The organism is Streptomyces sp. NPDC048419 (assembly GCF_043200415.1).
In the GTDB taxonomy this organism is placed as follows: domain Bacteria; phylum Actinomycetota; class Actinomycetes; order Streptomycetales; family Streptomycetaceae; genus Streptomyces.
In genome coordinates, this window is the sequence record NZ_JBICXT010000031.1 from 61,575 (window position 1) to 84,439 (window position 22,865).

The 22,865-nt window shown below is 68.8% G+C and carries 23 protein-coding genes and 3 pseudogenes; 15 read left to right on the forward strand and 11 right to left on the reverse strand.

Annotated features, from left to right (window positions below):
- Positions 1–131: 131 nt before the first annotated feature.
- The 3 genes from ACGFYN_RS40225 to ACGFYN_RS40235 all read right to left on the reverse strand — a co-directional run bounded on the left by ACGFYN_RS40225 (position 132) and on the right by ACGFYN_RS40235 (position 1,843).
- On the reverse strand, positions 132–575 hold the full coding sequence (locus ACGFYN_RS40225; RefSeq protein WP_393870957.1) for an ASCH domain-containing protein: 444 nt from the start codon (positions 573–575) through the stop codon (positions 132–134).
- Between the two features lie 250 nt (positions 576–825).
- Positions 826–1,200 (reverse strand): MOSC domain-containing protein, encoded by a 375-nt coding sequence (locus ACGFYN_RS40230; RefSeq protein WP_393870958.1) that lies wholly within the window; start codon positions 1,198–1,200, stop codon positions 826–828.
- Positions 1,133–1,843: an AAA family ATPase gene (locus tag ACGFYN_RS40235; protein ID WP_393870959.1), complete on the reverse strand. Its 711-nt coding sequence runs from the start codon at positions 1,841–1,843 to the stop codon at positions 1,133–1,135. The genes ACGFYN_RS40230 and ACGFYN_RS40235 overlap by 68 nt, the downstream gene beginning before the upstream one ends.
- A 474-nt stretch (positions 1,844–2,317) precedes the next feature.
- Here ACGFYN_RS40235 and ACGFYN_RS40240 point away from each other — a divergent pair, with 474 nt between their 5' ends.
- Both ACGFYN_RS40240 and ACGFYN_RS40245 read left to right on the forward strand, forming a co-directional pair.
- Positions 2,318–2,689: a hypothetical protein gene (locus ACGFYN_RS40240; protein WP_393870960.1), complete on the forward strand. Its 372-nt coding sequence runs from the start codon at positions 2,318–2,320 to the stop codon at positions 2,687–2,689.
- A 98-nt stretch (positions 2,690–2,787) separates the two neighbouring features.
- Positions 2,788–3,252 (forward strand): peptidoglycan-binding protein, encoded by a 465-nt coding sequence (locus ACGFYN_RS40245; RefSeq protein WP_393870961.1) that lies wholly within the window; start codon positions 2,788–2,790, stop codon positions 3,250–3,252.
- Between the two features lie 147 nt (positions 3,253–3,399).
- Here the strand turns inward: ACGFYN_RS40245 and ACGFYN_RS40250 are convergent, their stop codons facing one another.
- Genes ACGFYN_RS40250 through ACGFYN_RS40260 form a run of 3 tightly spaced genes read right to left on the reverse strand, consistent with a single transcriptional unit; the run spans position 3,400 to position 5,818 of the window.
- Positions 3,400–4,065: a response regulator gene (locus tag ACGFYN_RS40250; protein ID WP_393870962.1), complete on the reverse strand. Its 666-nt coding sequence runs from the start codon at positions 4,063–4,065 to the stop codon at positions 3,400–3,402.
- Positions 4,062–5,273 (reverse strand): sensor histidine kinase, encoded by a 1,212-nt coding sequence (locus ACGFYN_RS40255; protein ID WP_393870963.1) that lies wholly within the window; start codon positions 5,271–5,273, stop codon positions 4,062–4,064. The genes ACGFYN_RS40250 and ACGFYN_RS40255 overlap by 4 nt, the downstream gene beginning before the upstream one ends.
- A 2-nt stretch (positions 5,274–5,275) precedes the next feature.
- A complete protein-coding gene (locus tag ACGFYN_RS40260) occupies positions 5,276–5,818 on the reverse strand; it encodes a hypothetical protein (RefSeq protein WP_393870964.1) in 543 nt (180 codons plus the stop codon).
- Positions 5,819–6,120: 302 nt separating this feature from the next.
- Here ACGFYN_RS40260 and ACGFYN_RS40265 point away from each other — a divergent pair, with 302 nt between their 5' ends.
- The gene (locus ACGFYN_RS40265) at positions 6,121–6,846 is read left to right on the forward strand and encodes an MBL fold metallo-hydrolase (RefSeq protein ID WP_393870965.1); all 726 of its coding nucleotides are present in this window, start codon (positions 6,121–6,123) and stop codon (positions 6,844–6,846) included.
- Positions 6,847–7,688: 842 nt separating this feature from the next.
- Here ACGFYN_RS40265 and ACGFYN_RS40270 read toward each other — a convergent pair.
- On the reverse strand, positions 7,689–8,153 hold the full coding sequence (locus tag ACGFYN_RS40270; RefSeq protein ID WP_393870966.1) for a hypothetical protein: 465 nt from the start codon (positions 8,151–8,153) through the stop codon (positions 7,689–7,691).
- Positions 8,154–8,904: 751 nt separating this feature from the next.
- Between ACGFYN_RS40270 and ACGFYN_RS40275 the strand changes: the two genes are divergently transcribed.
- The 4 genes from ACGFYN_RS40275 to ACGFYN_RS40290 all read left to right on the forward strand — a co-directional run bounded on the left by ACGFYN_RS40275 (position 8,905) and on the right by ACGFYN_RS40290 (position 13,493).
- Positions 8,905–9,840 carry an SGNH/GDSL hydrolase family protein gene (locus ACGFYN_RS40275; RefSeq protein WP_393870967.1) on the forward strand — a complete coding sequence of 312 codons (936 nt, stop codon included), beginning with the start codon at positions 8,905–8,907 and terminating at the stop codon, positions 9,838–9,840.
- Positions 9,841–9,949: 109 nt separating this feature from the next.
- Positions 9,950–11,434 (forward strand): MFS transporter, encoded by a 1,485-nt coding sequence (locus ACGFYN_RS40280; protein ID WP_393870968.1) that lies wholly within the window; start codon positions 9,950–9,952, stop codon positions 11,432–11,434.
- A 314-nt stretch (positions 11,435–11,748) separates the two neighbouring features.
- The gene (locus ACGFYN_RS40285) at positions 11,749–12,852 is read left to right on the forward strand and encodes a histidine kinase (RefSeq protein ID WP_393870969.1); all 1,104 of its coding nucleotides are present in this window, start codon (positions 11,749–11,751) and stop codon (positions 12,850–12,852) included.
- A complete protein-coding gene (locus tag ACGFYN_RS40290; protein WP_393870970.1) occupies positions 12,840–13,493 on the forward strand; it encodes a response regulator transcription factor in 654 nt (217 codons plus the stop codon). Before ACGFYN_RS40285 ends, ACGFYN_RS40290 begins: the two co-directional genes overlap by 13 nt.
- 108 nt (positions 13,494–13,601) lie before the next feature.
- Here the strand turns inward: ACGFYN_RS40290 and ACGFYN_RS40295 are convergent, their stop codons facing one another.
- The 3 genes and pseudogenes from ACGFYN_RS40295 to ACGFYN_RS40305 all read right to left on the reverse strand — a co-directional run bounded on the left by ACGFYN_RS40295 (position 13,602) and on the right by ACGFYN_RS40305 (position 14,951).
- Positions 13,602–13,733, reverse strand: coding sequence for a hypothetical protein (locus ACGFYN_RS40295; RefSeq protein ID WP_393870978.1), 132 nt, complete (start codon positions 13,731–13,733; stop codon positions 13,602–13,604).
- Positions 13,734–13,818: 85 nt separating this feature from the next.
- A pseudogene (locus ACGFYN_RS40300) lies at positions 13,819–14,409 on the reverse strand (alpha/beta hydrolase fold domain-containing protein); the annotation flags it as partial.
- Entirely contained in the window at positions 14,394–14,951 is a 558-nt protein-coding gene (locus ACGFYN_RS40305) for a quercetin 2,3-dioxygenase (protein WP_393870971.1), read from the reverse strand. The gene ACGFYN_RS40305 and the pseudogene ACGFYN_RS40300, both read right to left, overlap by 16 nt.
- A 108-nt stretch (positions 14,952–15,059) precedes the next feature.
- Here ACGFYN_RS40305 and ACGFYN_RS40310 point away from each other — a divergent pair, with 108 nt between their 5' ends.
- Both ACGFYN_RS40310 and ACGFYN_RS40315 read left to right on the forward strand, forming a co-directional pair.
- Positions 15,060–15,509, forward strand: coding sequence for a MarR family winged helix-turn-helix transcriptional regulator (locus tag ACGFYN_RS40310; protein ID WP_393870972.1), 450 nt, complete (start codon positions 15,060–15,062; stop codon positions 15,507–15,509).
- A 204-nt stretch (positions 15,510–15,713) separates the two neighbouring features.
- Positions 15,714–16,959, forward strand: a pseudogene (locus ACGFYN_RS40315) (glycoside hydrolase family 3 C-terminal domain-containing protein); the annotation flags it as partial.
- A gap of 51 nt (positions 16,960–17,010) precedes the next feature.
- Here ACGFYN_RS40315 and ACGFYN_RS40320 read toward each other — a convergent pair.
- Entirely contained in the window at positions 17,011–17,709 is a 699-nt protein-coding gene (locus ACGFYN_RS40320) for a hypothetical protein (RefSeq protein ID WP_393870973.1), read from the reverse strand.
- Positions 17,710–17,964: 255 nt separating this feature from the next.
- On the opposite strand from ACGFYN_RS40320, the gene ACGFYN_RS40325 reads away from it, so the two are divergent.
- The 6 genes and pseudogenes from ACGFYN_RS40325 to ACGFYN_RS40350 all read left to right on the forward strand — a co-directional run bounded on the left by ACGFYN_RS40325 (position 17,965) and on the right by ACGFYN_RS40350 (position 22,716).
- Entirely contained in the window at positions 17,965–18,507 is a 543-nt protein-coding gene (locus ACGFYN_RS40325; protein ID WP_393870974.1) for a DUF5994 family protein, read from the forward strand.
- Between the two features lie 301 nt (positions 18,508–18,808).
- On the forward strand, positions 18,809–19,012 hold the full coding sequence (locus ACGFYN_RS40330) for a cold-shock protein (protein WP_030030412.1): 204 nt from the start codon (positions 18,809–18,811) through the stop codon (positions 19,010–19,012).
- 143 nt (positions 19,013–19,155) lie between these two features.
- Positions 19,156–20,129 (forward strand): annotated as a pseudogene (locus ACGFYN_RS40335) (DEAD/DEAH box helicase); the annotation flags it as partial.
- Positions 20,130–20,181: 52 nt separating this feature from the next.
- Complete coding sequence (locus tag ACGFYN_RS40340) at positions 20,182–20,472, forward strand: hypothetical protein (protein WP_393870975.1); 291 nt, start codon at positions 20,182–20,184, stop codon at positions 20,470–20,472.
- 96 nt (positions 20,473–20,568) lie between these two features.
- Positions 20,569–21,036, forward strand: a complete 468-nt coding sequence (locus ACGFYN_RS40345) for an SRPBCC family protein (RefSeq protein ID WP_393870976.1) — start codon at positions 20,569–20,571, stop codon at positions 21,034–21,036.
- A 96-nt stretch (positions 21,037–21,132) separates the two neighbouring features.
- Complete coding sequence (locus tag ACGFYN_RS40350) at positions 21,133–22,716, forward strand: FMN-binding glutamate synthase family protein (protein ID WP_393870977.1); 1,584 nt, start codon at positions 21,133–21,135, stop codon at positions 22,714–22,716.
- Positions 22,717–22,865 lie beyond the last annotated feature (149 nt).

Here is a 22,865-nt window from a genome sequence, read left to right on the forward strand (position 1 = left end):
CAGGGCGGCCATCCGATGGCCAACTGCCGCGTTCAGACCGGCCGACGGGATCAGTTACGACCAGTTGCCTGCCACGACCCGTGGCGCGGCCAACGACGCGGATTCCACCGGTGGTTGATCAGTCCTCGCCGTCAAGGTGGGGCCACTACGCGGAAGCGTTCCAGGACGACCGGAGTGGCGTCGTCCACGGTGAAACGAGGATCGCCAAGTGCCTGCCGCATCTCCTCGCTGCACCAGAACTCCTCGTGGTCTGCCCTCCACCCGTCCACAGTCGTGTGCCCCTCACCCTCATCCCGCGCATGGACGATGTCCACATCCCGCAGCGGCACGACACGCACACCAGTCACCTCGATGACAGCCACCCCACGGCCATCGGAGCCCACCACCACCGCACACCCGCCGACAGACGGCAACGGCTCCCCCTCGTGCTCGTACTCCGCGAGCAGCGCGGTGGTCGCGGTCTTGGATCCGTCGAGGATCGCAGCAACGAGCCGGTCGCGCAGCGGACCCGGGAAGGCGAATTCAGCCTTCGGCAACAACTCGAGGTCCGGGTCCGTGGCAGGGTTGTCGGTCATGCGGCGACCCTAACGTCGTCGCATGCCGTGCCGGGCCAATTGGTCAGGCGTGCCCTGCGAAGGACCGGACGAGTGGGCCGAGTTGTGGGGCTCACGTGGTCCCACGTGGGGCTTCACCCGAAGAGCTGCGCCGTATCCGGCAACAGCACCCGGTGGGCTGGACGGCCGCCGATCAGAAGCTCCCTGCTCCGCTCGGCGAGCCGGGGGCCGAAGTCGCGAGCGGCTTCCCGCAGCGGCGGCATCGAGCTCCTCAGGCTCCCGGTGCCTGCACCGTGATCGCGTCGCGCACCCGGACCGTCCCCGCTTCGAGCACCTCCAGGTACACGCCGAGGCATGAGAGTCGACCCAGGTCGAAGACGGGTACACGGTGCTCGCGAGCCACCGCCCGCATGATGCCGGGATCCGGCGGGAGTTCGTCGTGGCCGAGCGTGGGGATCACGCAGCGAGGAGTGGGCACCATGACCCTGAACAACGCCTCCCCCACGCGCAGTCGTGACCCCAGCCAAGAGCAGGTGATGGACCTCCGCCAAGCAGCGAGGACAGCCAGGACCTGCCGCCTACGGTTCGACGATGTGCCGTAGATAGGCCTTCGGGTCGGCAAGATAGCGGCGCCAGTGATCAACAATTCCGAGTTCCCGCCAGGCGACCCTCCGCATGCCGTGTTCGCCGACCTCGACGATGTCCGCGCCCGGCAGGGCGGTCAGCAAGGGAGAGTGCGTGGCGCAGATGACCTGGCCGCCCTCCTTGGCCAGCCTGTCGAGGTGCCCGATCAGTTCCAGGCAGGACGAGAAGGAGAGCGCCGCCTCGGGCTCGTCGAGAACGTAGAGTCCGGTGTGGAGGAACTTCCCGCGGAACGCTGCGAGGAAGCCCTCGCCATGGCTGACCGAGTTCGGCGAGAACCCTTCCCGGTCCAGGGCGTCCAGCGCGGTCTCGGCTCGTAGGAAGAAGCCCTTGCGGGCCGACCAGTTGGTGAGCATGCGGCGCCCGCGTGAGCCTGCGTCGAACTTCATCCGCTCGCCGAGCGCGGACTTGCGACGCTGGGAGGCGTAGCGCCAGTCGTGGGAGCCGCCGTAGGAGTCCAGACCGAATCCTTCGGCCAGGGCCTCGACCAGGGTCGACTTCCCCGAGCCGTTCTCGCCGACCAGAAAGGTCACCGGCGCGGTGAAGCGCAGCCCTTCGGCGAGCAGCTGACGGACGCAGGGCACGGACCATGGCCAGGTGTCCTCGTCGTACGAGGAGAGATGGACATACGCGCGTTCGACGATCACTCGACCAGTGTCACCCAGGACGCACTCGGGGTCGCTCAGGGCTGGCTCAGGGTTCTCTGCGCACGCTGACGGTGCGGGCGGCGCCGCTTCGAGCCACCAGATCAAGTACACCGGCACGGGCGAGCGCTGCGTGACCTTCAAGCGCACCGACAACGGCCGCTGGGGCATGTACCTGGGCAACGACCTCAAGACGCTCTGGTACAACAACGCCACGTTCAACGCCTGCACCTGACACGGAAAAACGATGGTGGCCCGTCCTGTTCAGGGGAGGACGGGCCACCGTCATGCCCACGCACGTCAGTGACATCTCCAAGCTAGTCGCCGATGGAAGTCCTGAGGTCCTCCAACTCTTCGGTACTGGTTGGCAGTTGAGTGTTCTGTTTGACCTGAAAGCGCCTTCTGAGTCGCTCCCTCCACCACCAGATTCATGCGCAAGACGCGAACCGAGCGGATGGGCAACAGGAAAGGAAGATCGTGCCGAAGAGACTCCGCCAGGCCGCCGTACTTGCGGCCGGGACCGCAGTAGCGGCCGTCATGGCGGTCAGCCCCGCCCAAGCCAAGGCCGCCAGCCCATGGGCCGGTTGCCCCGACGGGGCAGTCTGCCTCTACCCCGAAGGCCAGAACCCCGCCCAGACACCGAGCCAGGAGTTCTGGAGCTACGGTGCTCACAACCTGAGCGGCCAGTACAACTACCACTGGATCCTCAACAACCAGTACGGCGGTGCGCACGCGAAGCTGTGCACCGGCTACAACGGGACCGGCTCCTGTTACGACGACATGGCGCCGCAGCACGGCTGGTGGACCAACTTCACGCCGGTCAACTCGGTCGTGCTCTACCTGCCCTGAGGCGGTAGAGGCCCCGTGGCCGCCCGCGTCCGCGATGCGTGGCCACCGTCGTTGCGTCCCATTCACTTTCGCCCATGTACCAGGGGGAACACTCACACATGGCCCTGACCAGGCTCACGAAAACACTCCTCGGAACCCTCACCGCCGCCGCACTCGGCTTCGGCACCCTCGCCGGAGCGACCGCGGCCACCGCGGCGCCCGCCCAGCAGGCTCCCGCCAGCACCGTCACCATCCAGGCGGTCAACAACCTCGGCCTGAACACCGCCGAGGGCAAGAGCGTCCAGTGCTACGTCCGCGACGCCGTGCCTGTCGGGAAGTACAACCCCGGCACGATCGACGGCCAGCTCGGCACCAACAGCTGGAAGGCCTGGCAGCGTTTCCTCAACGACCGCGGATACAACGCCGGAACCGTTGACGGCGACGTCGGCCCCAACACCATCCGCGGCCTCCAGCGCTTCCTCGTCGCCATCGGCTACGACACCGGCGGCATCGACGGCGACGCCGGAACCAAGACCAGGGCCGCCTGGAAGGCATTCGCCAACCTCGGCGGAGGCTGGTGCTGACCACACCCGCCCCCCGGGCTCCTGTCCTTACGGATCTCGAAGGCCATCGCACCCCTTGAGCTGGGGTGTTGCGACGACTCCTAGAACCCAAGCGACCGGGCGGGGCGTGCCCGCATTCGCTGCCATCCTTGATGTCGGCCTCGCTGGTCAGGCCAGGCCCGCGGCGAGGGCGCGGCGGACGGCGTCGGCGCGGTCGCGGATGTCGGCTTTGGCGAACAGGTTGTTGATGTGGGTCTTGACGGTGGCCTCGCTGATGAAGAGCTGTTGGGCGATGGCTCGGTTCGGCAGGCCCTGGCCGATGAGGGTGAGCACTTCACGTTCGCGGGGCGTGAGGTCTGCGGGCAGCGCCTGTGCGGGCGTCGGCGGCCGGGTTCGCACGGTGGCCAGAAGGCGGTCCTGAACCTCGCGGTCGAGCACCGACTGCCCCGCCGCCGCGGCCCGGATCGCGCGGAGGATGTCCTGGCGTCCCGCGTTCTTCGTCAGATAGCCGCGGGCGCCGGCGCTCAGGGCAGCCAGGATCGAGTCGTCGTCGGCGAAGGTGGTGAGCACGACCACGGCCGTCTCCGGATGCTCCTCGCTCAACCGACGCGTCGCCTCGATGCCGTCCATCACGGGCATGCGCAGGTCCATCAGGACGACGTCCACCGGTGCGGCGGCAACGGCGGCCAGGACTTCGCTTCCGTCCGCCGCGGCGGCGGTGACCTCGATGTCGTCGGACAAGGCGAGCACGGCGGCCAGGGGCTCACGGATCGTCGCCTGGTCGTCGGCGACGATCACCTTCAACTGCCGCGGTTTCTCGGTCGGTTCACTCATCCCGGGATCACTGCCTCCACCTGCCAGCCGCCAGCTTCCGGTCCCTCGGTGATCGGGCCGGCGGTCAGTGTGCCGCCCAGCAGGGCGACCCGTTCGCGCATTCCTATCAGGCCCATCCCGCTGCCGACTCCCCCGGTCACCTCGCGGGTCGCGGGCGTGTTGCGAACCTTCAGCGTCGTCGTCGCGTCATCGAATGTCAGCTCCACCCCGACGTCGCCGCCCGGAGCGTGCCGGCCCGCGTTGGTGAGCGCTTCCTGTGCGATTCGCAGCAGGTTCTGGGTGACCTTCGTGGGCAGCTCCCGCACCGTTCCGGTGACCGTGAGGACATCACGGTGACCCGAGGATTCGGCCATCGCCGTGAGGCTCTCGAGCAGCGGAAGGGCGTCCTCGCGCAGTGCGTGCACGGTCCACTGGGCCTGCTTCAGGCTCTCCTTGACCATGCTGTGCGCCTTGTTGTTCGCCTCGCGGACCTTCTCCAGGTCTCCGGTGTCGATCAGGGCGTCCGCCAGTTCCAGTTGCATGTTGATCCCGGCCAGCGAGTGCGCCAGCACGTCGTGGACGTCTCTGGCGATACGGCTGCGCTCGGTGAGCACGGCGGCCTGGGCCTCCGCGCGGGCGGCTCGCTCCGCGGACTCGGCGGACTGGACCATCGCCTCCACGGCACGCTGCCTGCTACGGCTGAGGATTCCTGCCACGACCGGAATGCCGGTGGTCAGGCCGAGTGTCCAGGTGAGCTGTTCGTGACCGGGACCGAGCCGGAAGTACAGGACAGCGCCGCACAACAAGCTGCACAAGGCAGCGAGTGAAAGGGCCTGCTTGAGCGGGAGCCGGTAACCGATGTGACCGACCAGGAAGTACGCGAACAGGTAGCCGGGGCCGCTGCGGCCGACGCCGATCAGGGCGGCAGCCGCCACGACGCCGCCGGTCAGCCAGACAAAGGCGGCGCGCGACGGGAGCCTGGTCTCGGACAGATGCCGGGCCATCAGAGCGAGGGAGTTGACCACGAGCAGGGCGACCACCACCAGGCCGCGGCCCTCCACTCCCAGCGGCCGGACGGTCGCGAACGTGATGGCGATGATGCCCAGGGTGATGGCCCCGTGCAGACGGGGGTCCTGGCGGGGCACGCCCCTCGGGCCGGACCCCGTTTCCGGGGCCGGCCCGAGGGCGTTGACACTCTCGGTTGCGGACACGGCGCGACCATAGCCCACGGTCAGGCCGTACGGTCGAACATCGCCACGGGGCTCGGGCCTGCGGGGAGTTGCTCCTCGCGCACGACCAGACGGCTCCGGATGAAGATCGTGGCCAGGCGGGTGACCACCTCGGTGAGCGCCATGAGCACGAACGCGGCCACCCAGGCGTCGCCGGTGGTGATGTGGTGGGTGACGCTGAAGCGGGCCACGTCGTCGGCGCCTCCGTGATCGACCCACACCTGGAAGACCATGCGCGCACCCATGCCGAGCACCCACAGGAGGGCGGAGACGGCACCTGCCTTGATCAGGAGGTGTCCACCTGCCTCACGGATCCTGGTGCAGATGCCACCGGCGATGCCGAGCGCCGCCCCGGCGGCGACCAGGATGCCGATGAGCACAAGGTCGTTGCCCGCGGTGGGCACGCTGCGCAGGTAATGAGAGGCCACGAAGGCCACGATCCCCAGCGGGATCAAGTAGGACTTGAGGCTCAGTCGGTCTTCCCGCAGCTGCCGGAAGACGATGAGGACGAGGGCGATGTCGGTGATCCAGTCGGTCGTGGTCATGCCTCAATCGTGCTGACGGGAGGTCTCTCACACCTGGACCCATAGGTGGAGGTGCAGGTGGAGATCAGCCGGCGCCCGTCGAACGGCCACCGACGGCCGGAAAGACCTGACGGACCGCCCCTATGTGCGGCTGACCGCGCACAGCCGGTGTGAATCCGCCGTCTGACGACGGGAACCGTGTGGCATTTGGCCACTTCTGCACGTATGCAATATTTCTACGCATAATGGCGGTCGGTGTGACCGGTTCGTCCAGGCAACGACGAAGGCGGCAAGGCCGCCGTTCGGCAAGGAGGCACGATTCGATGACGACCGCCGTCGACGAGATCGCAAGCGGCATCTACCGGCTGTCGACCTGGGTGCCAGACATCGCGCCCCCAGCCGGGTTCACGTTCAACCAATTCCTTGTCGACGGTGACGAGCCGCTGCTCTTCCACACCGGCCCGCGCGCCATGTTCCCCATGGTGTCGGAGGCCGTCGCGCGCCTCGTGCCCCTCGACCGTCTGCGCTGGATCACGTTCGGCCATATCGAGGCGGACGAATGCGGGTCGATGAACGAGTGGCTGGCCGCCGCGCCGCACTCCGAGATCGCCCACGGAGCGGTCGGCTGCCTGGTGTCGATCAACGACCTCGCCGACCGGCCGCCGCGGGCGATGGCCGACGGGGAAGTGATCGACATCGGCGGCAAGCGTCTTCGGCACATCGACACCCCGCACGTGCCCCACGCCTGGGAGGCCAGGCTGCTGTTCGAGGAGACCACTCGGACCCTCCTGTGCGGTGACCTGTTCACGCACGTGGGCAACGGACCCGCGCTCCTCGAACGCGACATCGTCGAGCCGGCCATGGACGCGGAGGCAATGTTCCGCGCCACCTCCCTCGCGCCGGACACCGGCACAGTCATGCGCCGCCTCGCCGACCTCGAACCCACGACACTCGGCCTGATGCACGGCTCCTCATTCAACGGCGACTGCCCCACCGCACTGCGCGACCTCGCAACCGCGTACGAAACGCAGTACCTGGCCCGCCCCTGACACGGCGGGCCCACCGCTGCCGGCCCCTCCGCATTACAGGGCGGAGTACACCCGCCGGGCCGCCAGATTCCACAAAACACCTGTACATGGGGACCAGTTGGAGCCCCCTTCTCGGCAGGCGCGGTCCTGGATCGGCGTGCTGCCGTGGGGAAACGCATTACGGCTCGTGGCCGCGGTCCGGCCCGAAGGAGGGTCGCCCAGCGGGCCTCTTTTCACCAGACTGGGCCGGTGACGACACCCCCAGCCGCTCCCGACAGACTCCGTGCTGTTCCTTTCGACTCAGGTGGCGTGCTGATGCAACCGATCGGTGGCCCTTGGAGTCCGCGAGCAGACTTCGAACAGACCGTCCTCGCCCACACCCCGTCGATCACGTCGCAACAGTTCGCGGCGGCCATCAGCGCGGGCGACCGCTTCTTCGGCACATCGTCATCGACGCCCGACTACGACTACGACGATTGCCACCGGGTGATGCTCCGCCATCTCGGGGTAGAGCCGACTTCGCAACTCCTCGCCGATTTTCGCCGCGAATTCCTCCCGACTCCTGCACGCCGGACTCGGGATCGGCCGTTTCTTCGAGTACCACGCCAGCGCCGCACTGGATCTCGCTCCAGCGCAATGTCTGTTCGTTGATGACGATCCGGACCTCGCCGCCGCGGCTTTCCGGCTCGGCTATGCAGGACGCGTGCTTTGCCGGGACCCGGCTGTCTCGAACGTGCCCTCCATCAGCTCCCTGACGGAGCCCCTGCAATTCTTCTGACACATGCGGCGCGATCTTCCAGGCTTTGGCCGCAACAGGGCGACGAAATCCGAGCATCGTGAGCACACTCCGGCCTGGCTCACCCTCAACGCGCTTCATACTCCGGCCGGTTCGCAGCTGCGTGGACCGACTGTCGGTGCCCGCCCTGTCGCACCGCCTCGCGGGCAGCCTCGGCCGCATGACGGTAGCTGGAGATGAGGCCGCCTACCGCTCCAAGCGAGACCAGTCCCAAACCGACAGCGGTGGCAATCCCCTTCGCGCCGCCCATGGCGAAGTAGGACACCGCGGCCACACCGCCGTTGAACAGGAACAAGAACCACAGCACCGGTCGGGACGACAAGAATGCCTTGATCTTCGGCTTCTTGGTGATCCGCGCACCCGTCAGAAGTGACACGGCGATACCCGCGAACGTCGCCACGGTCTTTCCCGTCCCGTCCAGGACCGCACCTGCACCTCCCATACTCGTGACCAGACCGGCGACGAAGAACGACCAGGGCAGCAGATCGGCGATGAACGACTTCACACGAACCAGAAACGACTTCGAACTCATGGGACTTCCTTCGGGACGGGGAGCGTGGTGCTCTCTGGATCTCTGCCGAACACGATCCCGTCGCGCGTCCTTCGCCACGAGGGAGCGCACTCCCGAGCCGATGGTGTAGTGCGCTACACCATCGGAGGCCGCGCTCATGGAGCTGTCGTCGGATGTCCAGCGCCGCGATGTCCTGACCCTGCCCTCATGCACCGGCGGCTGCCGTCGGAACTACGGCCGCCGCGCACGAGCAGGCATCTGGAGTCGGCGCAGTCCTGCCGTGACGGCGGTGCCGTTCAGTCCACGCGCGGCGCCGCGAACGCCTCGTCCAGCAATGGGTCCCGGTCCTCGCGGTCATCTGATCTCGCACACCCCAAGGACGCTCCAGGGGCATCAAGTCCCGCTGAGCTCGGAGGAAGGGTTCGAGGAATACGGCCTCCGATGCGGATCGGCCGGGAGCAGGCGGCGTACGTAGCCGCAGAGCCGCGCATCGCGAAGGTGCAGCGGACTACACCACGGATCCGGGAGGCCACTCCCTCGTGACGACCCACCGACGTAGAGATCGTTGGCTGTGCAAGTACAGGGGTGCTTGAGCGGAGGCACCCCCGTTGCGCCGACCCCGTGGGGACGAGGTCGGCGCCCATTCGGGCCCGGCGACGGCCGGCCTTCTCCCCCGCCCGACGCGGGGCCCGAGCATCTCCCCCTTCGTTCTTCTCTCCCGCCTGCAGCGCGGCCCCGCCCGCTGCGACCACCACAGGACTGGACAGGACTGATGAGACCGAATATCCGAGGCAGTCTGGGCGGGTTCCTGACCTGCGGCCTGCTGATCACCGGCGCCGTCATCGTCGGCCACGACGGCAACGAGAAGCCGGGTCTGCCGAGCGGCCCGTACGTCGCGCTGGGTGACTCCTACACGGCTGGGCCGGGAATACCCGCGAAGAGGGGCAGCCCCGCCGGTTGCGAGCGCTCCGACCACAACTATCCAGCCCTCGTAGCGGATTCGTTCGACGTGCGGGCCGGGGATTTCCACGATGTGAGGTGCAGCGGTGCCACAGTCACCGATCTCACCGCGCCTCAGACGACCAGCGACGGCACCAATCCGCCGCAGCTGTCGGCCCTGTCCGAGCGGACCCGGCTGGTCACTCTCGGGATCGGGGGCAACGACATCGGTTTCGGCGCCATGATCAAGCGGTGTGTCGGCGCGGGGGCCCTTTACCGGATCCTGGGCGGTGGCAAGTATCTGCCTGAGGAAGCCCCCTGTAAGCGGCAGTACCTCTCGCACGGCACCGACGAGGTGCAGCGGAGGATCGACTCGACGGGCGAGCGTCTCACCAGTGCCCTCCGTGACATAAGGCGGCGCGCACCGCGAGCACATGTCTACGTGGTCGGCTACCCGGAGATCTTGCCCTCCGATTCGGGCGCATGTCTGCGGAGCATGTTCCTCGCCCCTGGCGACGTGATGTTTCTGCGCGAGGAGGAGCAGCGGCTCAACACCATGCTGCGAGAGCGGGCCGAAGCCGGTGGCGCCGACTACGTCGACACCTTCACGCCCTCCAGGGGGCACGGGGCGTGCGCCGCCGCCGACGTGCGCTGGATCGAGCCCCTGACGCCCGCCGCCCCAGCGGCTCCTGTCCACCCCAACGCGCATGCTGAGCGCGGAATGGCCGACGCCGTGGTGAGTGCGCTCAAAAAGGCCCTCACGAAGTAGTCCTACGGCGGGCGGCTCGGACTGCCGCACTCCCATTTTACTTGACTTTCTCAACCAATATATGCTTGCGTGAGTCAATCAAGCTCGATTCCATTCGGAGGCTGTTCCCATGTCCCACGCTCCTGCTCGATCCGTCGTCGCGGGGACCTCAGCCCCGCCGAGGGCCAACGCCGTGGTGGCAGTGCTGGCTCTCGCCGGGATCGTCGTCTCACTGATGCAGACCCTGGTCATCCCGATCGTCCCGGAGCTCCCCCAGCTGCTGCACGCCTCCTCCTCGAACACGGTCTGGGCCGTCACCGCCACCCTGCTCGCCGCGTCCGTCGCCACCCCGGTCGTGGGCCGGCTCGGCGACATGGTCGGCAAGCGGCGGATGATGCTGACCAGCATCGTCCTGCTGGTGGCGGGATCGGTGGTCTGTGCGCTGGCCGACTCACTCGTGCCGATGATCGTCGGACGTACTCTGCAGGGCCTGGCAGCTGCCGTCGTCCCGCTGGGCATCAGCATCATGCGCGACACGCTGCCCGCCGACAGGCTGGCCGGCGCGACCGCCCTGATGAGCGCCTCGCTAGGCGTCGGCGGAGCCCTCGGCCTGCCCGCAGCCGCGTTCATCGCCGATCACTGGAACTGGCACATCCTGTTCTGGGCCTCCGCCGGCCTTGGTGTCCTCTCCCTGATGCTGGTGCTGCTCGTCATACCGAGGTCCGACGTGCGCACCGGCGGGCGTTTCGACCTGGTCGGCTCGCTCGGCCTGTCCGCCGGGCTGGTCTCTCTGCTGCTCGCCGTGTCCAAGGGCGGCGACTGGGGCTGGACCTCTGCCCCCACTCTCGGCCTGGGCGCGGCCGCCGTCGTGGTCCTGCTGGCGTGGGGCTGGTGGGAGCTGCGCACCCGGCAACCGCTGGTCGACCTGCGTACCACCGCCCGCCGTCAGGTGCTCTTCACCAACCTCGCCTCGGTCGCGCTCGGCTTCTCGATGTTCGCCATGTCCCTCGTCCTGCCGCAGCTCTTGCAACTGCCCACGCAGACCGGTTACGGCCTGGGCAAGTCCATGCTGACCGTGGGCCTGGTGCTTGCTCCTCAGGGTCTGGTCATGATGGCGATGTCCGCCGTCTCGGCGGGCATCACCAAGGCCAAGGGCCCCAAGGTCACCCTGCTGATCGGCGCGCTCATCGTGGCCTTCGGCTACGGCCTCAGCCTTCTGCTCATGTCCGAGGTCTGGCATCTCGTCCTGGTCGCCTGCGTCATCGGCGGCGGCGTCGGCTTCACCTACGGTGCACTGCCCGCGCTCATCATGGGCGCCGTGGATCCCTCCCAGACCGGCGCGGCCAACAGCCTCAACACCCTGATGCGGTCCCTGGGCACCTCGTTCGCCAGCGCCATCGCCGGCGTCATCCTCGCCCAGATGACCACCAGCTTCGGCGGCCATGCCCTGCCCTCGGAGAACGGCTTCAAGGTCGTCATGGCCATCGGCGCGGGAGCCGCCCTCCTCGCCTTCCTGATCGCCACGTTCATCCCGGGCCGGCGCACTGCCGTCCAGCTGGCGACCGCCGCCGAGACTCGCGCGCAAGCTCCGACGCAGGCTGCTGACGCGTCCTGAGGCAGCGCGAACACCGAAGCGTCGGCGGCGAGTTCTCGTAGCGGGGAGACCCCCGGAGACCCGGCCAGGACCTGATCGCCCGGAACCGCCCACGTCCACTTGAGAGACCCCAGATGCTCAAGCGACTCACCGCCTCACCAGCGGCCGACCCGAAAGAGCCGGCGCCATCGTCACGACGACGGGTCGCCGAACCGGTCGTTCAGCACAGACCGGAATGGGCAACGTGTCCCACCGGCGCAGTAGTCGAGGACGCCTGGCGCCGTCAATTCCGGAAGACGCTGCGGCGCGCGGCGTGGGCCACAGTGCACCTCTGCGTGGCCGCGGTGATGGCGTTCGGCATGTGGATCTTCATCACCGTCCTGCTGATCGCCGCCGTCGGCACGGTGACGGTCGTGTGCGCCTGGTTGTTGCCCGAGACCGTGCTGATGGTCCGGCGGATCGCAGGGGCCAAACGGGGCCTGACCGCCAGGTGGACCGGGGTGAAGATCCCCGAGGTGTACGAGCCCTTGACGGGGACGGTACGCGAACGCGTACTCAAGGCCGTTCGCGACCCCGGCACGCACACGGATATGCGCTGGATGCTCGCGTACTGGTTCTACGGCACGCTGATCGCCTTCGCACTGCCTTTGTGGCCTGTCGGGCTGGTCGTGGACGGGGTGTGGTGCGGACTGCTCGGGCGCAAGGCGATCGCGCTGCCGATGGTCGTACGGCTTGCGGACCTCGAGGCCGACTGGTCGACCGCCCTGCTGAAGCCGTCGCCGCAGGTACTGCTCGCCGCCCGGGTCCAGAACCTGGCCGCGACCCGTGCCGACGCGATCGCCTCGCACGGCGCCGAGCTGCGTCGCATCGAGCGGGACCTGCACGATGGGGCTCAGGCTCAGTTGGTGGCCCTGTCCATGCGTATCGGGCTCGCCAAGCGCGTCTACGACCGCGATCCCGAGGCCGCGCGCAACCTGCTGGACGAGGCCCAGGTCCAGGTCGAGAAGGCACTCACGGACCTGCGGCACGTGGTGCGCGGTATCCATCCACCGATCCTGACCGACCGCGGCCTCGTCGGCGCGGTGCGAGCACTGTCGGCAAGCAGCGGGCTGACAGTGGCCCTGGACGATGGTGGCCTGGCAAAGGGGACACGGGTGCCCGCGGCGGTGGAGGCGGCCGCCTACTTCGTGGTGGCCGAATCACTGACCAACATCACCAAGTACAGCGGCGTGAGCCGTGCCGAGGTACAGCTCGTCCGCGCCCGGCGCGGTCTGCAGGTGCGGATCAGGGACGAGGGACGGGGCGGTGCGCACGAGGCCGGCGGCTCGGGTCTGCTCGGCATGCGCCGCAGGGTCGCCGCACTCGACGGGACCATGCAAATGACCAGCCCCCTCGGGGGGCCGACCCTGATCGAGGTGGAGCTGCCATGCGTGTGGTGATCGCCGAGGACAACGCCCTGCTGCGGGAAGGCCTGGTGCTGCTGCTGAACTCGGCCGGACACGAGGTGGTGGCCGTCGTGGGAAGCGGCCCCGAGATCATGCCCGCGCTCCTGGAACACCGGCCGGACGCCGCCGTCCTCGACGTGCGGATGCCCCCGACCTTCCGCGACGAGGGCCTACGGGCCGCACTCGAAGCACGCCTACTGCTTCCCGGCCTGCCTGTGTTGGTGCTCTCGCAGTACGTCGAGCAGTCGTACGCCACCGAGCTGCTGACCGGCGGGACCAGCGGGATCGGCTACCTGCTCAAGGACCGGGTCGGGCGGGTGGACGAGTTCCTCGACGCTCTGGAACGCGTCGTGGCCGGCGGCACTGCCCTCGACCCCGATGTCGTCACCGAACTCCTCATCCGCCGCCGCGATTCCCCGCTGGACTCCCTCACCCCACGTGAGCGCGAGGTGCTGAAACTGATGGCGGAGGGGCACGGCAACGCGACCATCGCCAAGGACCTCGTCGTCAGCGAACGCGCGGTGCACAAACACATCGGCAACATTTTCCTGAAACTGGGCCTGCCTCCCAGCGACAGCGGACACCGCCGCGTCCTCGCGGTCCTGACGTACCTGGGTCACACCCCGCCCGCCTGACACGGCACCACGCAGGACACGCATCCCGCGTACCTTGCCCGCCCGCGCGAACTCACCCAAGCGCCCTCACACCGGCGTCTCGCCCAATCGACCGCCACGGGTGCCCGTTCAACCGTGCGTCCTCCAAGACCCCACCACCCGCCGGGCCCAGCCGAGGCTGTGCAGGAAGATCTTCTCGACCTGCTCGTCGGGAATGCCGTGCCACACGTGTTCCGCGCCGGGCACCTCCATCAATTCCACCCGCACTCCCGCCGCTTCCAGACGGAGGGCTTGCCTCGCGGGCCAGGCCGGGGACCGCTTCGGGGGCGGCTCCCAGGAGGAGCGCGTGCGGTGTGGTCGGATCGGTCCCGTCGAGGGTGAGGTCGCTCGGGGCGTACCAGACGATGGCACCGCGCACCTCACGAAGTTCGGGAGACAGCGCCAGGAGTGAAGCCAGGTGTCCGCCGGCCGACTCCCCCCAGACGACCGAGCGTTGAGGGTCGATGCCGAGTTCCGCGGCCCGCAGGCCGAGCCGGCGGAGCGCGCCGCGCAGGTCGTCCAGCGGTGCGGGGAAGACGGCCTCGCCGCTGAGACGGTAGTCGACGGACGCGACCGCCAACCCGGCGGCGGCGATACGGGCGAACGGGCCCGGAGTCCAACCCCGCATCCGGTAGCCCATGTCGCCCCGGCGGCCCCGACGCCAGGCACCGCCGTGGACGAACAGGACGAGGCCCGTGGGTTCGCCGCCCGGTGTCCCGTCTGGGAGGTAGAGGTCGAGTTCGAGCGGACGGGCGCCGGGGAGGTCCGCGTACGGCACGCCGCGCAGGAGGCGGATGCCGTCGGCCAAGGGGGCCGCGGGCGGTAGTGGCGCTCTGTCCGGGTGCGGGGCGGCGATGAGCGTCCGCAGGTCGCTGCCCGAGGTCACCGGGTGCGCCACTGGTGGTCGGGGAGGAACCGGACGTCGTAGTCCTGCGGGACGGTGCCGAACTTGCGCGGCTCCGGAATGTAGGGCTCCTTGGGCAGGCCGAGGGTGTCGGTCGGCGTGCCGAGGTTCTCGAAGAACCGCTCGAAGGTGCCGCCGGGCCCCGCGGCGACGCCCACGATGCGGGTGCTGTGCCGTTCGATCCGGTATGCGTGCGGGCAGTTCTTCGGCACGAACCCGAAGTCGCCGCTGGTCAGGAGTTTTTCGTACTGCTCCCCCGCGGTGTCCTCGACGAACAGCCGCACCGCGCCGTCGGTCACGAAGAACACCTCGTAGGTGTCGGGGTGCATGTGCGCCGGGATGGTGTCGCCCTTGGGGCCTTCGCAGGTGAAGAAGTTGAAGGTGTTCTCCGTCTGCTCGCCGCCCGCGTAGACCGTGAAGAGGTCGGTGAACAGGTGGGCGCGGTCCCCCATGTCCTTCTCGATGAAGTAGGGCCTGCCCGGCTCCGGGGGTATGCGCGACGACTGCCGGTAGCGGGTGGCGAACTCGAGGGTCATGGGCGCTCCCTTGCGGTCACTTCAGCGAATGTCAGGTAGCCTGACATAGCCGTCGGGCGATGTGCAAGACTTCCGCGAGGGCCGAGCCGCCGTACCAGCGAGGAGCAGATGCAGACCAGCCGACGCCAGTTGCCGGGACTGCTGGGCGATGCCCGCCGGTGGTTCGACGACGCGCTCCTCGCCGCCCTGACGGCGCAGGAAGCGCAACCGGTGTCCTCCACCCACCTGCAGCTCTTCTCCGTCCTCGACGACGACGGCACCACCGTGTCCGAACTCGCCCGGCGCATGGCGGTCACCCGGCAGACGGCCCACCAGGCCGTGCACACCCTGGTCGCCGCGGGACTGCTGGAGCAGGTGCCGCACCCCACGTCCCAACGCCAGCGCCTCATCCGGCGCACGGCCGAGGGCCGTAAGGCACACACCCGGGCCGAAGAGATCCTCACGGACCTGGAGCACACGCTCGCCGAGCGGATCGGGGCCGAGACGGTGGCACAGCTGCGGTCCGTCCTGGAGCAGCCGTGGGGCCGGCCGCCCGAGCCGCAACGTCCCGGGGAGTGACGCAGTACGCCGCCGATGCCCATGACGCCGGCCTCACCGGCCAGCTGAATCCACCCGCCCCCCAATCCACGAAGGCCACAGCTTCGTATTACCGGTGAGGGTTTCAAGCGGTGGCCCTCCACACGCCGCCCGGCCGCAGCTGGGACGCTCCGGCCGGGCGGCGCGCATGCTGCTCACGGCGTTCCACACGCGGATCCAAAGCACGCGGTGGCGCGGGTATTGACGTTGAAGTTCCGCCTCGGCCTCTTCGAGCAACCCCTGCCGTCCACGGAAGCGGACACCCACAGTTGTCTCGACGACCTGGGCGAGCGCATCGCCCGCGCCTCCGTGACCCTGCTCCCCCACGACGGCGTGGTCCTTCCGCTGCCCCCGGCGATCGGGCGGATCGCGGTCCTCGGCCCGAACGCCGACTCCGTGGCGCAGCCGATCGGCCACTACACCGCACCCCAGAGGCCGGGCAGCGGTGTCACGGTCCTCCAGGGCATCCGCGCGGCAGTCGGGCCGGACACCGAGGTTACCTACGCCCGGGGCTGCGACCTGGTGGGAGACGATGTCTCGGATGTGCCCGAGGCCAGCGCGTTGGCGGCCGGGTCGGGCGTGGCCGTGCTGGTGCTGGGCGGTTCCAGTGCCCGTTCCGAGGACACCGCCTTCGACACCAACGGGGGCGGCGGTGACCGGCTCCGGCACGCCGTCCGGCATGACCTGCGGGGAGGGCGTCGACCTGGCGGACCTTGCCCTGCCGGCCGCGCAACTCGCCCTGCTGGAGGCGGTGTCGGCGACCGGCACACCCGTCGTCGTGGTTTTCGTCCAGGGCCGTCCCCATGCCCTGCCCTCCCTCACCACCACCGCGTCGGCGGTGTTGAGCGCCTGGTACCCGGGACCGCGGGGCGGGCGTGCCGTGGCCGACGTGCTGTTCGGCAACTGCGAGCCGCAGGGCCGCCTTTCGGTGTCCGTGCCCCGCTCGGCCGCCCAACTCCCCGTCTTCTACAACGGAAAGGACCATCGCTACCGCGGTTACGTCGACCAGAGCGCCCTGCCACGTGACGCCTTCGGCCACGGGCTGTCGTACACGAGCGTCGAGTACGGGCCACCGCGCCTGTCGAGCCGCCGAGTCGGCGCCGACGCACCGGATCTGACGTGCCGGGTCACCGTCCGCAACACCGGGTCGCGACCGGCACGCGAGACAGTGCAGCTCTACGTCCGCCGGCTGTCGGGCGGCATGTCCTGGCCACGCATCCGTGAACTGCGCGGCTTCGTCCGTCTCGACGTCGCTCCCGGCGGTGAGGCCGAGGCGGTGTTCGCGATCGACCACGACACGCTGGCCTTCATCGACCGGGACCTCTGCCTCACGGTGGAGCCCGGGGAGGTCGAAGTGGAGACGGGACCGGCATCGGACCGGGCTCAGGGGGCAAGGCTCCGGATCACGGCACCCCTCAGGCAGGAAGGTTGATGATGACCTTCATGTGCTTCGTGAGCGGCTGATCGCTGCGTCCCAGTCCCGTCACGACTCGATGATCAGAGCGCGGCACGGTGCCCAAGGGCGGGCATCCCGGGTGTCGGCCGTGACGGAATGCCAGCCCCAGGACTGCAGTTCCCGAACGGCCACCCTGTCGCCCCGCCCCACCAGTGTCACGCCGAGCACGGCGGGATGGCCGGCCAGTCCTGCCGCATGGTCGGCGAGCAGCCTCCGCTGCAGACGGCGGGCAAGGTTCCAGTCACGACCTTGGTTGCGGGAGCGCACCTGGGAGTGGACCACGATCCTCGAGATCGCGAAGAGCCTCCCAGCGGTCGCGAGCCCGAGCAAAGCCCCCGGAAGGTGCCCGTCCAGTCCCCACCACCATGGCCCGTCGGCGCGCACCGGAAAGCCGTAGGCGCACCCTGTCAGTACGAAGCTTCCCTCGCGGCGAAGGTCGTCCCCCGCACCCACGGCTCCGTCGACCCCGCGCTGTCTCGCGAGCCCGCTCCTCTCCGCGACCAGCAAGGCGAAGCCCGGTCGGCGTGCCTCGTCGCCGAGTCGGCGCAGGAACAACTTGCGGCCCTGGTTCCATGCCCGTGCATCACCACCAGAGGTCTCCGCGTACAGGTCACCCAGTTCCTCCAGCCGGTCCTCGATCTGCCGGCGGGACATCGAACGGATGCACTCCCCCTCCAGGGGTGACGGCGCCTGCCGACCCTTCCAGTCGGACACGTTCACGGTCATGAGGAGTCCTGCCCCGGGCCCGGACGGGATCGACCCGGCGTCGTCGTTCACCGAGAACGGCCACCGCGTGAGAGCGGGCGCGCGAAGAACTCTCGGCACTTTCACGGTACTCCTGCGCCGTCCCGCACAAGATGCTCGGGAGTACGGTGGACATGACGAAGCGGCGACGGACGAGGAAGGGTGTCCGCCTGCACCAGGCGTTCCGGCCGACGAAGAAGACGAGGAAGACGAGGTTGTCTCCCGCAGCTCACCATCATGATCCACACCGGACTACCGCACAGACAGGTGAGCACAGTGTCCGATACTCAGCCCCCAGCGGGATTCCTCCCGGACGGAATCCACGACTCCGTGCGCCCCGGGACCGCCCTGGTACGGCTGGAGACCACACACGACCGCGAGGGCGTTTTCGACGGCGCCTGGTGGCCGCGCTCCCGTGCGGTCGCCGATGAGATGCCCCGTCTGATCAGCGCACTGACGAAACATCTCGGACCGATCACCCGGGTCGGAGTGGATTCCGCCGCCTGGGACGGACTGCCCCCGCGGCTGGTGGTCGACGGCCGGGTCGTACGCATCGACGGATCGTCCACGGGCGACGACACCGTCCTCATCACCCGTGGCGATCACGACCTGTTCTCCTTGCTCGTCGTGCCGCCGGACACGCCGCCCCACGCGGCGAGGGCGGCAATGACCCAAGCGGTACGTGCCGACAACCTCAAAGGGGCTGCGCGAATCCTCGTCGACACCGGTGCCGATCCCGTCTCTCGCCCCTACGGCGGCGAAGACGCGACGCAAGCCTGATCCGGTCGGCAGACGTCCGGGGGCGGGCGCAACCACGACGTGGACAAGCACAGCGCGGTTACCCGGAGCTCGCGGCTACAGAAAACGGTCCGCGACGGCGTCAGTATTCCTGAGGTTCCCCCAAATGACATGCGGGCTTCCCGCCAATCTGTGCTAGCCTGACGACAGTTGCAGTTTTGGTTACCAGAGAGACTTGTTTTCTTTGCAGAGCTTTCCGGAATTTTCCGGAGGGGTGATCATCGCGGCGACCCGGATCCGTAAAGTGCGGATTCCGGCACTGTCCCCCAAAGGGAGTTTCAATATGGCATCTGGCACCGTGAAGTGGTTCAACGCGGAAAAGGGCTTCGGCTTCATCGAGCAGGAGGGCGGCGGCGCTGACGTGTTCGCCCACTACTCGAACATCGCCACGTCTGGCTTCCGCGAGCTTCAGGAAGGCCAGAAGGTTACCTTCGACGTCACCCAGGGCCAGAAGGGCCCCCAGGCCGAGAACATCGTTCCCGCCTGACGCTGACGCGAACCGCTGGACCGAGGCCTGCACTCTTGGGTGCAGGCCTTTTCGCATTTCCATCGGCCCATTCTTGTGAATCCTCGTGCGGCGCATCAAGGCTGGGCGGATTCCTCGATACGCCCTATCGAGGAAGTTCCTTCATGACGCGCACCTGTAGCGAAGACGAGAGCCCCGGTCTCCACTTTCGCGCACCGGCAAATTCCACCCGCTCGGCAGACGGCGCGCACGGCACCCGCTTCCGCGTCCTGGATCCAGGCCGCCGAATCCCTCGTCCGGCCGCCAGGCTTGGGAGCGGCCCAGGAAGAAGCCGCTCCACCACGCGCCCGCAGGAGTTCAGCCTGCCGACGGTCGAGACGTTCACCCAACTGGGCCTGCCCGAACATCTGTTGGCCACTCTCGCCGCCGAGGGCGTGACCGTCCCCTGCCCGATCCAGGCGGCCACCCTGCCGAACGCGCTGGCCGGCCGGGACGTGCTGGGCCGCGGGCGCACCGGCTCGGGCAAGACGCTCGCCTACGGCCTCCCGCTGCTGGCCCGGCTCGACGGCCGGCGGGCCCAACCCCGACAGCCGCTCGCCCTGGTTCTCGTACCCACACGGGAACTGGCCCGGCAGGTCACCGGCGCGATGGCCCCGTTCGCCCGCGCCCTCTGCCTGCGACTGGCCACCGTGGTGGGAGGCATGTCCGTCGCCCACCAGGTCAAGGCGCTGCGCAACGGCGCCGAGGTCGTCGTGGCGACGCCCGGTCATCTCGAGGATCTCATCGACCGGGGTGACTGCCATCTACATCAGGTCGCCGTCACGGTCCTTGACGAAGCCGACCACATGGCCGACATGGGCTTGATGCCCCAGGTGACCGCGCTGCTCGACCAAGTGGCCCCCGGCGGCCAGAGATTGCTGTTCTCAGCGACCCAGGACCACAACGTCGACCTCCTGATATGCGGCTACCTCCACGACCCCGCGGTGTACTCCCCCGACCTGTCCGCGGACGGCTTCACCAACATGCAGCACCATCTGCCGCACATGCGCGACGCCGACCAGCACACCAGCCACATCGAGTCGGCGCCCGCGACGGGCGAGTGATCACGTTCCTGAACGACAAGCATGAATTCGGCCGGACAGGGCTGAACCGCAGCGCACCGGCGCCGCAACCCATCGCTCCGGGTCGACGTGGCCCTGTCCGTGCTCGTCGGCGCCGGCGTCCCGCACCTGCTTCTCCAGGAGGAAGAAGGGCGTTGCGCCGGGCTGGTCACCCGAGCCCATCTCGCCGCCCACCGCGGCGGCCGGCGGTACAGCGTCCGGACGCGGCCGCGGGACATTCCGCTCCGCCGTGGACCGTTCACCCCGTCCGTGGCCGTACTCAGCGAAGCGGAAGCCGCCATGCGAGCCCGGACCCTGCGCAGGTCCCCCGTGATCGACGAACACGGCCACGCCCTGGGCGTCCTCGCGCTCACTCCCTGACCCCCCGCACCGACCCCGTGACTTCACCCCGTACGGGACACCCCCGGATCGGCTTCACCTGCTGGGCCGACGAAGGCCCAGTCCTAGACTCGGACCATGGGAAGAACCCACCACGCCAGCCGGGTGATCGCGGCACCACCCGCGACCGTTTACGACGCCCTCCTCGACCGGGAATCCCTCGAAGCCTGGCTGCCGCCGGACGGCATGCGCGGGAGCATCGAGCAGTGGGACCCGCGACCTGGTGGCGGGTTCCGCATGGTCCTCACCTACCTCGACCCCACCGACAGCCCCGGCAAGACGTCGGATGCGACGGACGTCGTCGACGTCGCCTTCGCCGACCTCATGCCACCCACGCGCGTGGTGCAGCGGGCGGTGTTCGAGGCCGACGACCCCTCGTACGCAGGCACCATGACGATGACCTGGGACCTCACGGCCGCCGACGCCGGAACCGAGGTGACCGTCACGGCCACGGACGTGCCACCCGGCATCGACCAGGCGGCCCACGAGGCCGGGATCGCCTCCTCGCTGGCCAACCTTGCGTCGTACGTCGAAGCAGCCGACTGACACAGTTCCGCCGGTGCCGCAGGCCCTGCCACGTACTTTGCATGTTTCTTGACAAACCCCGCGACTGGAAAGCCTGCCCCGGGCAAGGAGCGAGGGGTGAAACGCTTCGCGATTGTCGCCCTCGTTCTGGCCACCGGCATGGTGACGGCCGTTGCCGCGGTCGTCCTCTCGCCCTGGTGGTGCTCAGCTGCCGTACCGCTCATCCTGCTGGGCCTGCTCGGTGTGGCGGACCTGCTGCAGCGCAGGCATTCGGTGCTGCGCAACTATCCCGTTCTCGGGCACGCCCGCTTCCTCATGGAACGGATCCGCCCGGAGCTGCAGCAGTACTTCATCGAGCGGAACTTCGACGGCCGCCCCTTCGACCGGGACGTACGCAGCATCGTCTACGAGCGGGCGAAGGGCACGGACGCCGAGCAGCCGTACGGCACCGAACGGGACGTGTACCAGCCCGGCTATGAGTTCCTGGTTCCCTCGATGGCGCCCTGCCCGGTGCCCAAGTCACCGCCGCGGGTGCGGATCGGCGGTCCCGACTGCACTCGTCCCTACGACATGGCTTTGCTGAACGTGTCGGCCATGAGCTTCGGCTCGCTGTCGGCCAACGCGATCCTCGCTCTCAACGGCGGTGCGGCAGCCGGGGGTTTCGCTCATGACACGGGAGAGGGAGGTCTGTCGGAGTATCACCTGAGGCCGGGTGGAGACCTGGTCTGGGAGGTGGGCACCGGGTACTTCGGCTGCCGGACCAGCGACGGCGACTTCGACCCCGCCGAGTTCGCCGACAAAGCGGCGCACGCACACGTCAAGTGCGTGTCCCTGAAGCTGTCGCAGGGCGCCAAACCGGGCATCGGCGGGGTCCTGCCGGGTGCGAAGGTCAATGCCGAGATCGCGAAGGTGCGGGACGTGCCCGAAGGGCAGACGGTGATCTCACCGCCATACCACAAGGTGTTCTCCACCCCGCGCGAACTCGTCCGCTTCATAGCGCGGATGCGCGAGCTGGCCGGTGGCAAGCCGACCGGATTCAAACTGTGCGTGGGCTCGCGCAGGCAGTTCCTCGCCGTGTGCAAGGCCATGCTGGAGGAGGGCACGGCTCCCGACTTCATCGTTGTCGACGGAGGCGAAGGTGGCACCGGTGCCGCGCCGTTGGAGTTCGCCGACCATGTGGGAGCGCCGCTGACCGAGGGGCTGCACATCGTGCACAACGCGCTCGTCGGCACCGGTCTGCGCGACCGGGTCAGGATCGGCGCCAGCGGCAAGATCGCCACAGGCACCGATCTGGTCAAGCGCCTTGCGCAGGGCGCCGATTACGGCAACGCGGCACGGGCGATGATGTTCGCCGTGGGCTGCATCCAGGCCCAGCGGTGCCACACCAACACCTGTCCTACCGGTGTCACGACACAGGACCCCCGGCGTGCCCGCGCCCTGGACGTCCGCGACAAGACGCCGCGTGTCCAGCGTTTCCAGGAAGCCACGGTGGCCAGCGCCCTGCAGATCATGGCGTCCATGGGCGTCACCGATCCCGCCGCGCTGCGTCCGCACATGCTCCGCCGACGCATCGATCCCCACACCGAGTGCTCCTACGAGGAGCTGTACGAGTGGCTGGAGCCAGGGCAGTTGATCGCCGAGCCTCCCGCTTCCTGGGCGGCGGACTGGAAAACCGCCGATCCCGACCGATTCACCGTCTGACGTGGAGACACGCACCGCCACAAATATCGCCGGGGGGGGGGGGGGGGGGGGGGGGGGGGGGGGGGGGCCCCCCCCCGGGGGGGGGGGGGGGGGGGGGGGGGGGGGGCGCCCCCCCCCCCCCGACGGGAGCCGCGGCGGGCGCGCGCCCC